Annotated in this window: 11 protein-coding genes, 13 tRNA genes and 1 pseudogene; 4 read left to right on the top strand and 21 right to left on the bottom strand. The window is 69.3% G+C overall.

Annotated elements, in window-relative coordinates; all coding sequences use genetic code 11:
* Window positions 1–49 precede the first annotated feature (49 nt).
* The 17 genes and pseudogenes from ACN28I_RS18460 to ACN28I_RS18380 form a co-directional block, all read right to left on the bottom strand.
* Window positions 50–2,879: pseudogene (locus tag ACN28I_RS18460) on the bottom strand (AAA family ATPase).
* A 94-nt stretch (window positions 2,880–2,973) separates the two neighbouring features.
* Window positions 2,974–3,174 (bottom strand): hypothetical protein, encoded by a 201-nt coding sequence (locus tag ACN28I_RS18455; RefSeq protein WP_420943295.1) that lies wholly within the window; start codon window positions 3,172–3,174, stop codon window positions 2,974–2,976.
* A gap of 365 nt (window positions 3,175–3,539) precedes the next feature.
* Entirely contained in the window at window positions 3,540–4,082 is a 543-nt protein-coding gene (locus ACN28I_RS18450; RefSeq protein ID WP_420943294.1) for an HNH endonuclease, read from the bottom strand.
* A gap of 27 nt (window positions 4,083–4,109) precedes the next feature.
* Window positions 4,110–4,184, bottom strand: a tRNA-Leu gene (locus ACN28I_RS18445).
* A 138-nt stretch (window positions 4,185–4,322) separates the two neighbouring features.
* Complete coding sequence (locus tag ACN28I_RS18440; protein WP_420943293.1) at window positions 4,323–4,808, bottom strand: hypothetical protein; 486 nt, start codon at window positions 4,806–4,808, stop codon at window positions 4,323–4,325.
* 609 nt (window positions 4,809–5,417) lie between these two features.
* Window positions 5,418–5,491, bottom strand: a tRNA-Thr gene (locus tag ACN28I_RS18435).
* A 16-nt stretch (window positions 5,492–5,507) separates the two neighbouring features.
* Window positions 5,508–5,580 (bottom strand) — tRNA-Phe (locus tag ACN28I_RS18430).
* A 9-nt stretch (window positions 5,581–5,589) separates the two neighbouring features.
* A tRNA-Met gene (locus ACN28I_RS18425) sits at window positions 5,590–5,661 on the bottom strand.
* Window positions 5,662–5,671: 10 nt separating this feature from the next.
* Window positions 5,672–5,746 (bottom strand) — tRNA-Arg (locus tag ACN28I_RS18420).
* A gap of 11 nt (window positions 5,747–5,757) precedes the next feature.
* Window positions 5,758–5,832 (bottom strand) — tRNA-Arg (locus ACN28I_RS18415).
* 10 nt (window positions 5,833–5,842) lie between these two features.
* A tRNA-Pro gene (locus tag ACN28I_RS18410) sits at window positions 5,843–5,916 on the bottom strand.
* Between the two features lie 44 nt (window positions 5,917–5,960).
* A tRNA-Pro gene (locus tag ACN28I_RS18405) sits at window positions 5,961–6,036 on the bottom strand.
* A gap of 6 nt (window positions 6,037–6,042) precedes the next feature.
* A tRNA-Asn gene (locus ACN28I_RS18400) sits at window positions 6,043–6,114 on the bottom strand.
* 31 nt (window positions 6,115–6,145) lie between these two features.
* Window positions 6,146–6,217, bottom strand: a tRNA-Gln gene (locus ACN28I_RS18395).
* 6 nt (window positions 6,218–6,223) lie between these two features.
* Window positions 6,224–6,297: transfer RNA gene (locus tag ACN28I_RS18390), tRNA-Gly, on the bottom strand.
* 5 nt (window positions 6,298–6,302) lie between these two features.
* A tRNA-Lys gene (locus ACN28I_RS18385) sits at window positions 6,303–6,373 on the bottom strand.
* Window positions 6,374–6,450: 77 nt separating this feature from the next.
* A tRNA-Tyr gene (locus ACN28I_RS18380) sits at window positions 6,451–6,536 on the bottom strand.
* 342 nt (window positions 6,537–6,878) lie between these two features.
* Between ACN28I_RS18380 and ACN28I_RS18375 the strand changes: the two genes are divergently transcribed.
* The 4 genes from ACN28I_RS18375 (at window position 6,879) to ACN28I_RS18360 (ending at window position 9,459) form a co-directional block, all read left to right on the top strand.
* Entirely contained in the window at window positions 6,879–7,103 is a 225-nt protein-coding gene (locus ACN28I_RS18375; RefSeq protein ID WP_420948886.1) for a hypothetical protein, read from the top strand.
* A gap of 110 nt (window positions 7,104–7,213) precedes the next feature.
* Window positions 7,214–7,405 (top strand): microviridin/marinostatin family tricyclic proteinase inhibitor, encoded by a 192-nt coding sequence (locus ACN28I_RS18370; RefSeq protein ID WP_420943292.1) that lies wholly within the window; start codon window positions 7,214–7,216, stop codon window positions 7,403–7,405.
* A 37-nt stretch (window positions 7,406–7,442) separates the two neighbouring features.
* The gene (locus tag ACN28I_RS18365) at window positions 7,443–8,438 is read left to right on the top strand and encodes an MvdC/MvdD family ATP grasp protein (protein WP_420943291.1); all 996 of its coding nucleotides are present in this window, start codon (window positions 7,443–7,445) and stop codon (window positions 8,436–8,438) included.
* 19 nt (window positions 8,439–8,457) lie between these two features.
* Window positions 8,458–9,459: an MvdC/MvdD family ATP grasp protein gene (locus ACN28I_RS18360; RefSeq protein WP_420943290.1), complete on the top strand. Its 1,002-nt coding sequence runs from the start codon at window positions 8,458–8,460 to the stop codon at window positions 9,457–9,459.
* Between the two features lie 58 nt (window positions 9,460–9,517).
* On the opposite strand, the gene ACN28I_RS18355 is transcribed toward ACN28I_RS18360, so the two are convergent.
* The 4 genes from ACN28I_RS18355 to ACN28I_RS18340 form a co-directional block, all read right to left on the bottom strand.
* Window positions 9,518–10,096, bottom strand: a complete 579-nt coding sequence (locus tag ACN28I_RS18355) for a HesA/MoeB/ThiF family protein (RefSeq protein ID WP_420943289.1) — start codon at window positions 10,094–10,096, stop codon at window positions 9,518–9,520.
* Between the two features lie 12 nt (window positions 10,097–10,108).
* Window positions 10,109–10,354, bottom strand: coding sequence for a hypothetical protein (locus ACN28I_RS18350; protein WP_420943288.1), 246 nt, complete (start codon window positions 10,352–10,354; stop codon window positions 10,109–10,111).
* A gap of 98 nt (window positions 10,355–10,452) precedes the next feature.
* On the bottom strand, window positions 10,453–11,406 hold the full coding sequence (locus ACN28I_RS18345; RefSeq protein WP_420943287.1) for a DUF1684 domain-containing protein: 954 nt from the start codon (window positions 11,404–11,406) through the stop codon (window positions 10,453–10,455).
* Window positions 11,407–11,491: 85 nt separating this feature from the next.
* Window positions 11,492–11,962 (bottom strand): hypothetical protein, encoded by a 471-nt coding sequence (locus ACN28I_RS18340; RefSeq protein ID WP_420943286.1) that lies wholly within the window; start codon window positions 11,960–11,962, stop codon window positions 11,492–11,494.
* Window positions 11,963–12,008 lie beyond the last annotated feature (46 nt).

Genomic DNA, 12,008 nt, shown 5'->3' with positions numbered 1-12,008 from the left:
CGCGAGCACGGCCCACGTCGAGCCCTGGACGGAGGGCGGCCGGGGCTGCTCAGCTCGTGACGGAGGTAGCGGACCCGGGGGGCGGGCGGGAGATCCACGCGGCGATGAAGACGTCCAGCTCGCCGCGCAGCACGTCCTTCACGCGCGGAGTGCCGGCGCCGGTGCGCGGGTCCTCCACGCGGGCGCCACGGCCCAGGTGGTAGCGCCGGGCCTCGTCCGCGGTGTTGCTGCCGCCCTGGCCCTTCACCACCCGCGAGGCGATGTCCTTCGTCTCGTCCAGCTCGCCCGCGCCCGCCAGCGTCATCATCCGGCCCGTGGTCTCGTCCTTCACCGTCACTTCCGTCTTCACCCGCTCGAGGTAGGTGCCCTCGTGCCGCCTCACCTCGCGGCCGTCCACGTCCAGGCTCTCCTCTTCCTCCACCGGCCCGCCCCGGTGCACCCGCACGTAGGCCCGCTGGCGCTTCTCCTCGTCGATGCGCCGGTGCAGGCCCGCCTCGCCCGCCAGGTAGCCGTAGGCCCCCGGTCCGGCGATTCGCACCACCACCCGGAAGGGCTCCTCCGCCTCCGCCACCGCCATGCCCTCGTAGCCGCGCCGCTCCGCCCAGCCCAGGTACATGGTCGCCAGCTCCTGCACCCAGGCGTCCTGCCCCTCGCCCGTCTCGCTCGCGCAGATGTCCACCAGCGCCTCGTCGCCGTGGTCCGAGGCCCCCGCGGCGCCCAGCACCTTGGCCATCTGCACCTCGCGTGCGACCTCCTCCACCTGCTTCGCCGCCGACGAGAGCTGCGCCTCGCCCTTCGCCTCGCGCACCAGCCGCCGCGCGAAGGTGGTCCGCTCCTCCATCCGGTCCAGCTCGTTGAGCTGCGCCTCCACCGTCCGGAAGGCCCTCAGCGTCGATGCCGCGCGCTGCGGCTCGTCCCACAGGTTGGGCGCCTGCGTCGCCGCCAGCAGCTCCGCGCGCCGCTCCTCCAGCCGCGGCCGGTTCGCCGACACCGCCAGCGCCCGCGCCCGTCCCACCAGCCGGTCCATCTCGTTGAGCAGCGACTTCTTGTCCAGCCGCCGCTTCACCGCCGACACGGACTTCTCCGTGGGCAGCGCGAGCTGGGCCGTCTCCTCACGTGGGCGCGGTGCGAGCTCGGCCACCGCCACCACCTTGCCGCCCGGCCGGGTCTCCACCCGCACCGGCGCTCCCGGAGGCAGCGGCCGGCGGGCGATCTCCACCGCCAGCGCCGCGGTGAGCGTCTTCTCGATCTCACGCTGCAGGTAGCGCGCGCCGAACTGCGGCGAGTAGCCCCGCTCCACCAGCAGGTCCACCACCGCCGGCGTCACTTCCACGTCCAGCGCGCGCGCACGGATGCCCTCGCGCTCCAGCACCCGGCCCACCTCGCGCTGGGCAATCTTGCGGATCTCCACCTTTGTCAGCGGCTGGAAGTGGCAGATGGCGTCGAAGCGGTTGAGGAACTCGGGGCGGAAGGCCTCGGCGATGCGCCGGTCCACCTCGGTGATGCAGCTCCTCGGCACGGCGCGAGCCCATGAAGCCGATGGCCGGCTCGCGGTACACCTCGGCGCCCACGTTGGACGTGGCCACGATGACGGTGTTGTTGCAGGAGATGGTTTCCCCCGCCCCGTTCACGAAGGTGCCCTCGTCGAAGAGCTGCAGGAAGCGGTCGTGCACACTGCGCGCGGCCTTCTCGAACTCGTCGAGCAGCAGCACGGTGAACACCTTCCCCTCCAACAGCGCCGTCAGCTCGCCGCGCTTCGTCTCGATGGCGGGCGCCCACGAGGCCCCGAAAGGCACGCTCTCGTCGCCGTCATTGGGGAAGTCCGCCATGTTGAGGCGGACGAGCCTGTCCTGTGAGCCGAAGAGGTACTCGGCCAGCAGCTTGGCGAGCTGCGTCTTGCCCACGCCCGTGGGGCCGGCGAAGAGGAACACGCCCAGCGGCCGGCGCGGGTCGTTCAATCCCGCCTTGAGCAGCGCCACCGAGCGCAGCACGGCCTGCACCGCGTCCGTCTGCCCGAGCAGCCGCTCGCCGAAGAAGCGCTCCGTCTCCTCCAGATCCAACGCCATCGCGTCGTCCACGACGAAGCGCGGCAGCCGGGTGGTGGCGCAGAAGCGGGTGAGGACGTCCTCGGGACCCACGCGGTCCTTGGCGCCTCCGGCGGCCTCCGCGGCCGTCTCCTTGAGCAGTTCAATCGCCTTGCGCGGCAGTCTCTGGGCCAGCAGGAACTTGGAGGCCAGCCGCAGCGTCAGGTCGCACGCCGCGGGATCGATGGGCAGGTGCAGCTCGCGCTCCAGCTCCTCGGCCACGCGGCCCAGTATCCACCGGGCCCGCTCGGCGGGCGGCTCGTTGAGAGGCACCAGGTGGAGCCGTTCGGAGAAGGCCTCGTCCGCGCGCAGCAACTCCTGCACGCGCTTGGGCTCGGTCTCGAAGATGAAGCGGATGCCCCCGGTGCGCAGGGCCCGGAAGGCCACGGGGGCCAGCGGCCCGCCGATGACCGCGGGCAGGTCGCGGATGTAGACGATGGGGCAGGGGTGGCGGCTGAGCCAGGCGAGCAGCTCCTCGAACGTCTCCGCCGCCTGCCGCTGGGTGCTGCGCGCCAGGATGTTGGCGACGGACACCTCCACCATCCGCGCGTTGGCGAGCTCCGCGTCCACGCGGCCCTCGATGATGCGGCGCGCCACCTCCTGCACCAGGGCGGACTTGCCCACGCCCGGTTCCCCGGAGAGCAGCGGGTGCTTGCCCCCTCGTGACAGGAGGCCCAGCACCTCCATCACCGCGCCGTCCACGCCGTGCGCGGCCGGGAGCTTCCCTTCCCGCGCCAGCGCGGTCAGGTCTCGGTCGATGAGCCTCTCGTTGTCCTCGCTCTTCCTGGTGGCCATGGTCGGGATCGCCTCGGAGGGCGCGGTGGCACTCTAACGTGCTGAACCGCAGTGGTGGACCCCGTTGCTCCGTCCATGGCCGCCCAGGCCGGAATCAGCACTCGGCGACCGGGTGCCCCCAGGGGTTGTAGGCGGGCGTCTGCCGCAGCAGGGCCTCGAGCCGCTGGGCCCGGGCGCTGGCGTTCTCGTGCTTCGGGGAAACGGGGGGCTGCACCGTGGCGCTCAGGCGGGCCGCCTGGAGCGCCAGGAGCTGCGCCACTTCCGGAGACAAACGATCGAACTCGAGCCACTCCATGTGGATCCTCCTCGTGGGGATGGTGTGAGCGCGCATCCATGCGCCCACCGCCCGTGTGGATTCACTACGCCGCGCGTCAGCGGAGGGCCCGAATGACAGGTTCCCAACTTTTCCAGGTTTACGGGCTCTTTACAGAACGGAAGGCGGAGGACTCGAACCCCAGACCGGGAGCCGGTCCGCACCCGCTAGCAACGGGGCCTGGCGCCATCGCCAGTTCACACTTCCAGGAGAGACGGAATACGGAAGGAAAGGGGCGCGCGGGGCGTACGGGCCGGGGACGCCTCCGGCCTCCCCTTTCATGCACCCGCTCCTGTCACGGAGCGGGGCCGGGGTGCCCCCTCAGGAGGCGCCCCTGTGCCCGCCGCTCACTCCTCGAGCTCCGTGTGCCAGTACGCGACGTCACGGAGGAACTTGCGCCACGAGACGGGCATGCCCTTCTCGTAGGAGAACGTGAGCTGCACCGAGCCGGGGAGCTTGCGCGGCTTCTCCGGCGTGGAGAGCAGCTCGAGCCCCGCCTGCAGCGGCGTGCGGCCCCCCTTCTTCTGGTTGCAGGGGACACACGCGATCACGATGTTCTCCCAGGTGGTGCGGCCGCCCTGGGCCCGGGGCACGACGTGGTCGTACGTGGCCTCGGGGCGCGACACCTTCCGGCCGCAGTACTGGCACTTGCAGCCATCGCGCATGTACACGTTGTCGCGGCTGAACTTGATGCCGCGCCCCTTGCGCCGCTCGCCGCGCAGGAAGCGGATGACAGAGGGCATCCGGATCTCGAGGGTGACGGAGCGGACGAGGCGGTCATCGTACTCCTCGACCACCTCGACCTTCCCCTGCCACAGCAGCATCATCGCGCGCTGCCAGGAGATCCGTGCCACGGGTTCATACGACTGGTTGAGGACCAGCGTCTCCATGACTCGGGTTTCCTTCTTGGGGTTCTATGTCCGCGGCGAGAGTCGAACTCGCACCTGAGCTGGGTTTGAGCCAGCCGCCTCTCCCGATTGGGCCACGCGGACGGGTTGGGGAGCCTGTTGCAGTACACGCCCTGGGGATCGAACCCAGCAGACCTGGTGTGTGGGACCAGTGCCGTCTCCAGCTGGCTCGGCGTGCGGAAGAAAGATGAAAGGTGAGGAAGGTGAGGCCGACTGCTCACGTCATTGGGGAGGGGGGCGCGGAACCCTGGCCACCTTCTTCGCGTGCGCGATCGACTCCAGATGTTCCTGCCGCAGGGGACGATCGCGACGAAGCCGGAGCGCTCTCTGCTCCGCGTCCTCCAACATGTCCCATGCCTGGCGGGCTTGACGAGGGAATCGGTGAAGTGACTGCACGTAGAGGCAGGCGACGTGAACTCGCATCCCTAGATCCCGGAAGCCGAGTTGCTGGAAACGGCGAATCCACCGGCCGAACTCCTTCCACGGCATCCTCTCGCCGTAGGCCTCGGTGAGAATGGTGCTTGTGATGATGCGCTGCACCGCGAGGCGCTGGTGGGTGGTCTTCGCTTTTTGAACCCAGCGTTTCTCCAGCTTCAGGAACTCGCGCTTGCAGTCCTCGTATGGCGCATTCGCCTTGATCAACTCCAGGTAGAGAAGATCGAGCTCCTCACCGAACGTCGGGGCGCGCTCCTTGCGTGAAGTCACCATGATCACGCTCCTGGACACGGCTTTTCGTTAGCACGCAACGGCCAGAACCCATGCCGCATGCAGGCGGCGAAGCATGCCTTACACTGGGACTCACCCCAGACCCGTCCATTGTGTCTTCCGCCTGTTTCCATGCACTTTACATAATGTGGTCGGCAGATGTCCCGATCCCACCGTTCCCTCTCCTCTTGTGTTGGAAGCTCGGGGATCGGCACAGCTTCTAATTCGGGCTGCGGTGTGGCTGCTGACTCTGGTAACACCCGGTTCGGTTGTGACTGCGGATTCGGTGGAGCCACAGCCGTGCACCGTTCATACTGGCCGGGGTTTTCCTTCAGGCAGCAGGAGACCGTGCTATCGGTCGGATTGCACTCCCCAACGTGTGCACATCCAGAAGATAGAAGGGCCACACCTACGGCGAGACAGATCGAGGGGCACAAGTGGCCCCTACCGGCGACACGGGCGTGTTGCATGACCGGCTCCTGGGGCCGGGTGGGGGGACGGCCGCCTGGGGTTATCGGGCGGAGGCTCGACGTAGTTGCTTCTCCCCAGGTTGCGCTCGACGCAGCGCGTCGCTCACTTTTCCCCAGTGGTTCTGAAAGGTAAGGTGAGGAGTGCCCCCGGTCGGGATCGAACCGACGACCCCCGGTTTACGAAACCGGTGCTGCTGCCATCTGAGCTACAGGGGCAAAACGGTGCTGCGAGTGCCGGCCCCAGGAATCGAACCTGGTCCTCCCGTTCTTCAGACGGGCGCGCGGACCACCTACGCCAGGACGGCATGAAACAGTTGCGGAGCAGGGAGTCGAACCCTGCGGCCCAGGCTTATGAGGCCCGGTGGGACGTCCGGTCCCACTCCGCATCGAGACGGGTGCCCCTGGCAGGACTCGAACCTGCGGCCTCTCGGTTCGGAACCGAGCGCTCTGCTCCAACTGAGCTACGGGGGCGAAGGAAGTAGCGGCTCCGGCAGGACTTGAACCTGCGGCCTCCCGGTTCGTAGCCGAGCGCTCTGATCCAACTGAGCTACGGAGCCATGAAACACATCTGGGTGACAGGATTTGAACCTGCAACCTCGCGGACCCGAACCGCGCGCTCTACCAAATTGAGCCACACCCAGGCACGGCAACGGCAACGGCTTCACTGCGACTGCGACAGACAGAGTCGGGATGGCCGGATTCGAACCGACGGCCTCGTGCACCCCAAGCACGCGCTCTCGTCCAGGCTGAGCTACATCCCGAGGAAGCTCCACAGGAGGGATTCGAACCCCCAACCTGACGCTTAACAGGCGCCCGCTCTTCCCTTGAGCTACTGTGGAATGTGTTGCATTGAAGTATTGCATCGAAGAGCTCCGGGAGCAGGGTTCGAACCTGCATTGGCGGGGTCAGAGCCCGCCGTCCTGCCGATTGGACGATCCCGGAATGAAGTGGAGCGGGTGACGGGATTCGAACCCGTGTTTCCGGTATGGGAGACCGGCGTCCTGCCACTGGACGACACCCGCGTGAGTACCTCCGGAGGGATTCGAACCCTCGCCACCCGCTTAAGAGGCGGGTGCTCTACCGATGAGCTACGGAGGCGTGTGCCGCCTCTCATGAGGGCAGGCGGCGCTTCACCACTGCGATTCAGTTGTCAGAGAGCTGCTGCGCACTGCGAGTGGGGACGCTGGGAGTCGAACCCAGAAGGGCCCTGTCGGGCTCCGGCTCTACAGGCCGGCGCGTCTCCGTAACGCTCTACGTCCCCAGATGGATGAGGCTGGAAATGCGAGAGGCCGGGAACCCTTTCGGGAGCCCGGCCTCGTCGCGCCGCCTCACGTCTGGAGGCGGAGCATCAGAAGAGGCTCGGGTATGGCACGCGGAACTGGCGATACCGCGGCTGCGAGGAGGGTGCCGGCAAGCGACTGACGCGCACGTTGCGAAAACCGGCAGGGCTGTTGTGCTGCTTCGGATTCATCATTCCCGGCTTCATCGTCGTGGTCCGCATCGTCACCGCTCCTTTCAAGAGGAAGAGACGCCGGGCCCCGGGTTTCCTGACGGGGTATTTTCCGGTGATTTTCCTTCCCGCTTCCGGCGTGCGGGGGTGGAGGTGGGCCACACGACGCTCGTCTCGGGAGAGGGCAGGCTCGTGACTGGCAAGGGGCCGGTGCGCACGGGCGTCACCGCGGTGCTGCCCCGGGGGCGCGAGCGCAGGGCCGACACCATGACGGGCGCCGACGGCATCCGCGTCTTTTCCCTACCCGATGACCGGCTCGTCCAGGCCCTGCGCAAGTACGGCCGCGTCCCCGCACCGGCCCAGGCCCCGGCGGAGTGAATTCCACCGGTATGTCTTGAACTTGGTAAGCGGGAATTCCATAGTGTGCTGGGCTGTTCGGGCCCCCCCCCCCTCGTTGTCAGGCCCGGCAACCCCTAAGGAGGCTGCACATGAAGAAGGACACGACCAAGAAGCCGTTCTTCGCGCGTCTGCTCGAGGACCAGGAGCTGGAGCAGGCCACGGGTGGTGCGAACGTGACCATGAAGTACCCCTCGGATGGTGATGACACCAACCTGAAGGAGCCCCTGGACGGCACCCTGAAGTACCCCTCGGACTCCGACGATCTCGACAGAGGCATCTAACCACTGCCTGGCGCGCGGTTGAGCGCCTCGTCCTCCCATGCCCCCCGCCCGCGACATCGTCCTGCTCCTCACTCACAGCGCCGACTTCTACACGGTCGACCGGGTGGTGGAGGAGCTGTCGCGGCGGGGGGTTCGTTCTGTGCGGGTGAACACGGACGGCTTTCCGGCGGAGCTGGAGCTGACGTCCACCCTGGGGCCCGGTGGAGACGAGGTGGTGCTGCGCACGGCGGCGGGCGAGCTGCGCGGCGAGGACGTGCGGTCGGTGTGGGTGCGCCGGCTGGTGTCCCCCCGGCTCGATGAGTCACTGGAGGAGGACTGGCGCGAGAGCTGCGTGCGCGAGTCGCAGGCGGCGTTGGAGGGGTTCCTCGACGGGCTCCAGGCCGCGGGCTGCCGCTTCATCAATCCGCTCGGCGTGGAGCAGGCAGGCAACAAGCTGCGCCAGTTGCGCCTGGCCGTCGCACAGGGGCTGGAGGTGCCGCCCACGCTGGTCACCAATGACGAGGCCCGTGTCCGGTCCTTCTTCGAGCAGGTGCGGGGCCGCATGGTGGCCAAGATGCAGACGCCCCTGACGCAGTCCATGTCGGGCGGGCAGCCCTTCGTCTACACGAGCGCGATTGGCCCCGAGCACCTCGATGAGCTGGAGGGGCTGCGCCACAGTCCCATGATGTTCCAGGAGCGCATCGACAAGTCGCACGAGCTGCGGGTGGCCGTGGTGGGCGGGCGTTGCTTCGTGGGGGCCATCAACGCGTCGCGCTCGGCGGAGGGGCAGGTGGACTGGCGGCGCTCGCGGCCGGACGAGGTCCACTGGGAGAAGGGCGAGCTGCCAGCGGAAGTGGCGGAGCGCCTGGTTCGGCTGGTCGCGGCGCTGGGGCTGGTGTACGGCGCCGCGGATTTCATCGTCACACCCGAGGGACGGCACGTCTTCCTCGAGGTCAACCCCGGGGGCGAGTGGGGCATGCTGGAGAAGGATCTCGGCCTGCCCATCGCCGCGGCCCTGGCCGGCGCGCTCGCGTCCGAGGGCGGCACCCCCTGACGGCATACGCAGGAGCGTCATGGCCATCCTCATCGTCACCCATTCCAACGACAACGAGGCGCCCCGCGCCGTGCGGCGTGCCCTCGAGGCGCGCGGCGAGCGGGTCTACCGGTTCGACTCGGACTTGTTCCCCACCCAGCTCCAGCTCTCGCTCGACGAGGCGGGGGAAGGGCGGCTGTCCGGGCCCGACGGGGTGCTCACGCTCTCGGAGGTCTCCGCCGTCTGGTACCGCCGCAACGCCACCGGGGCCGGCATTCCCAAGGACCTGGATGCGCAGTTGCGCAAGCCCTCGGTGGAGGAGAGCCGGCGCCTGGTGTTCGGGATGATGACGGCGCTGGGGGTGTTCCAGCTGGACGCGCTCGAGGTCGTCCGGCGCGCGGAGCACAAGCCGCTGCAGCTCAAGCTGGCCCGGGCGCTGGGCATGGAGGTGCCGCGCACGCTGATGACGAACGACCCCGGGGCGGTGCGCGCCTTCGCCGCGAGCTGCCCCGGCGGCGTGGTGACGAAGATGATGTCGTCCTTCGCCGTCTACGACGAGCGGGGCCGGGAGCAGGTGGTCTTCACCACGCCGCTGGAGGCGCGCGAGCTGGAGGACCTGGAGGGACTGGACCTGTGTCCGATGACCTTCCAGGAGCGGCTGGCGAAGGCGGTGGAGCTGCGGGTGACGGTGGTGGGGGAGAAGGTGATGGCGGCGGCCATCGACTCGCAGGCGCTGCCCAAGGCCCGGGAGGACTGGCGGCGCGAGGGCGCGGCGCTCATCGACGCGTGGAAGGCCTACACGCTGCCCGCGCCGTTGGAGGCGCAGGTGCTGCGCCTGATGGATGCGCTGGGGCTCAACTACGGCGCGTTCGACTTCATCGTCACGCCCGAGGGCCGGCACGTCTTCCTCGAGGTGAACCCGGCGGGCGAGTTCATGTGGTTGATGCGCAACCCGGGGCTGCCCGTGGACGAGGCGTTGGCGGACGTGCTCTCCGGACGCGCGGCCCGCCGGCTCGGGCCCAAGCCGCTGCCGGTGCCGTGAGGCCGGGCCTCGCACATGACGGTGGTGGGTTCGAAGGAAGCCGCCCGGGAGTGGGCTCCTAGGCAGTGGTGGGCGTCACCGCGACGAGGCTCACCATCGCGTCGCGGCGGGCGCCATGCTTGGCGAAGTCCTGCACCACCCGCGCGAGCGTGGCGCCGAGCTGGCCGATGAGGGGCAGGTGGGCCCCTCCCTCGCAGGTGGCCTGGCCCGCGGTGTCCTCGGCGTCCGGGACGAAACGCTCGTCCCAGCGCACCAGGCCGAAGGTGCCATCCGCCGCCAGCGCCCCATGCACCAGCGGCTTGCCCGCCGTGCGCGCGAAGTCGCTCAGGAGCACCCGGCTCGCCTGGTTGTCGAAGCAGTCGACGAGCAGGTCCGCGCTCCCGCACAGCGCCGCCACGTTGTCGCGCGTCACCCGCACGCCGAAGGCCTCGGACTTCACCCCGTGCAGGTTGAGGAGCTGGAGCTTCAGCGCCTCGGCCTTGTTCTTCCCCACCGAGGGCTTCACGAAGGCCTGCGCGAGCAGGTTCTTGGACTCCACCCGGTCGAAGTCGATGAAGACGAGCGTGGCCTCCAGGTTGCGGCACAGCACCGCCGCCGTGGAGCCGATGGCCCCCACGCCACAGAAGAGGATGCGCATGGCGGGCCCTCCTCACGCCCCGAAGGGCACCTTGGGCCGCAGGTAGATGCGCTCCTCGCCCCGGGGGCCGCGGAACCGGTCCACCACGTAGTGGACGAAGGCGTCCTCGCGCAGGTTCGCGATGTGCAGTCCCGGCGCCCCGCCCGCGCGCACCACCTCCACGGCGATGCGCCGCACGTCCACGTCCGACACGTGGCCGTCCAGCTCCAGGGGCAGGTCCGAGGACAGGCCGTTGTAGGTGATGTTCAGCGTCGCCATCTCACGCCTCCTTGGGCGGCCCGGCCCGGGCCTCGTGGAGAGGCACCCGAGCCGGGCTCATGGCCCTGGGGACGTGGGCGGGCGGCGCTTCCTGACGCTCAGTGGTCGCCGTAGCGCTTCTCGCCGGCCTCCACGCGCAGCTTCAGCCGGTTCTGCGGCGGCGGCAGCGGGCACGTCGCGTAGGGCGAGAAGGCGCACGGGGGGTTGTAGGCCCGGTTGAAATCCAGCACCACCTTCCCGTCCTTTGGCGGGTCCGCGTAGAGGAAGCGCCCCGCTCCGTACGACTCCGTGCGGTTGGTCTGGTCCGCGAAGATGATGAAGAGCGGCTCCGTGCTGCTCTCCTGCACCGGGTCCAACCGGTACTCCTCGCCGTTCACCTTGAAGACGATGGTGCCCGGCGAGGTCATCTCGTCCACCGTGCCGAGCACGTTGGGCACCGGCACCTTGCGCGGGTTGGCCGCCGGCTCGAAACGGCCCTCGACACGCCAGGCCGCGTTCACCGGCCAGGTGGGAATGCCGTGGAACCGCTTGCGCGCGGGGGCCTCCGAGTCCTTCACCCGGATGCCCAGCCGCTCACCCCGGCGGATGAGGTAGAAGCGCAGCGAGTCCAGCGCGAGCACGTCCTTCTCGCTCTCGGTGTCGCCCAGCTCCCCTCCCGTGAAGGGCTGGCCCGCCCGGGTGAGGGAGAGCCCCGGCTGGACGGCCAGCGTCACCGTGCCGCCCTTGCGCGTGAGCGTGCCCAGGTGCGCCGGCGTTCCGGCGGGGAAGACGACCTCGCTGTCCTCGGCGGAGCCCACGCGGTTGTCGCCTTCCTTCAGCCAGTGCAGGCCCACGAGGCTGAGCCAGCCGTCCTCGGAGGTGAGGTTGGCGATGCGCTTCTGGTGCCAGGCGCGCGTCTCCGCCTCGAGGTCGAAAGGCTTGTCGTCGGTGGGCTTCACGTCGGTGGGCTTCGTGTTCACGGGCTTCTTCATGGCGGGTTTGGACGGGGGCGCGGCGAGCGTGGGGGCCGCGAACGCCAGCGTCGAGAGGGTGAGCAGCCGTGCAATGCGCATGGCCCGACCATGACAAGACCTCCGGGGCCCGTCCATCACCTGGGAGGCGGGGGAGCGAGGAGGCGCACGGGGCTCCCTCCCGGGATTAGCGGCGGCCGGTGGCGCGCTTCGCGGTGCGCTTGGCGGCGGCCGGAGCGCGCTTGGCGGCGGTGGCCGTCTTCGTGGCGGCGCGCTTGGCCAGGGTCTTCCGGGCCGGGCCGGCCTTCTTGGTGGGGCCTTTCTTCTGATCCGCCGAGGGCTTGCGGCCTCCCACCTTGGGCCCGGTGTCCCAGCCCGCCTTCTCGCGGAAGGTCTTGGTGGTGGCCCGCGTGTTCTTGGCGCGTGCCTTCTTCGCGGGAGCTGGGCGCTTCTTCTCCGGCTTGCGCTTCGCGACGGTGCGGCCCTTGGCGGCCGGCCCCGGCGGGCCCGACTTGCCCATCTTGCGGCGGCCACCGGCCTGACCCGTGGGCGTCACGGACGCGGGGGCCTGCCCGGGCGGGTTGGCGGTGGGGGCCATCATCTCGGCGGTGTTCTCATGCTCCGCTTCCTGCGGCGGGCGATTCGATTCGATCGACATGCGGTGCTCCTCCTTCGAGAGCGCTCCAATCGTAGCCACTGGGTGT

Source organism: Archangium gephyra, assembly GCF_049060025.1.
GTDB classification, from domain to species: domain Bacteria; phylum Myxococcota; class Myxococcia; order Myxococcales; family Myxococcaceae; genus Archangium; species Archangium gephyra_A.
This window is presented reverse-complemented; position numbering and strand designations above follow the sequence as displayed.

Coding starts and splice junctions, on each gene's coding strand:
- ACN28I_RS18350 (WP_420943288.1), bottom strand. CDS start 10,354: ATGGCGACGCTGAACATCACCTACAACGGCCTGTCCTCGGACCTGCCC.
- ACN28I_RS18340 (WP_420943286.1), bottom strand. CDS start 11,962: ATGTCGATCGAATCGAATCGCCCGCCGCAGGAAGCGGAGCATGAGAAC.
- ACN28I_RS18450 (WP_420943294.1), bottom strand. CDS start 4,082: ATGGAGACGCTGGTCCTCAACCAGTCGTATGAACCCGTGGCACGGATC.
- ACN28I_RS18365 (WP_420943291.1), top strand. CDS start 7,443: ATGCCCCCCGCCCGCGACATCGTCCTGCTCCTCACTCACAGCGCCGAC.
- ACN28I_RS18455 (WP_420943295.1), bottom strand. CDS start 3,174: ATGGAGTGGCTCGAGTTCGATCGTTTGTCTCCGGAAGTGGCGCAGCTC.
- ACN28I_RS18370 (WP_420943292.1), top strand. CDS start 7,214: ATGAAGAAGGACACGACCAAGAAGCCGTTCTTCGCGCGTCTGCTCGAG.
- ACN28I_RS18355 (WP_420943289.1), bottom strand. CDS start 10,096: ATGCGCATCCTCTTCTGTGGCGTGGGGGCCATCGGCTCCACGGCGGCG.
- ACN28I_RS18345 (WP_420943287.1), bottom strand. CDS start 11,406: ATGCGCATTGCACGGCTGCTCACCCTCTCGACGCTGGCGTTCGCGGCC.
- ACN28I_RS18440 (WP_420943293.1), bottom strand. CDS start 4,808: ATGGTGACTTCACGCAAGGAGCGCGCCCCGACGTTCGGTGAGGAGCTC.
- ACN28I_RS18360 (WP_420943290.1), top strand. CDS start 8,458: ATGGCCATCCTCATCGTCACCCATTCCAACGACAACGAGGCGCCCCGC.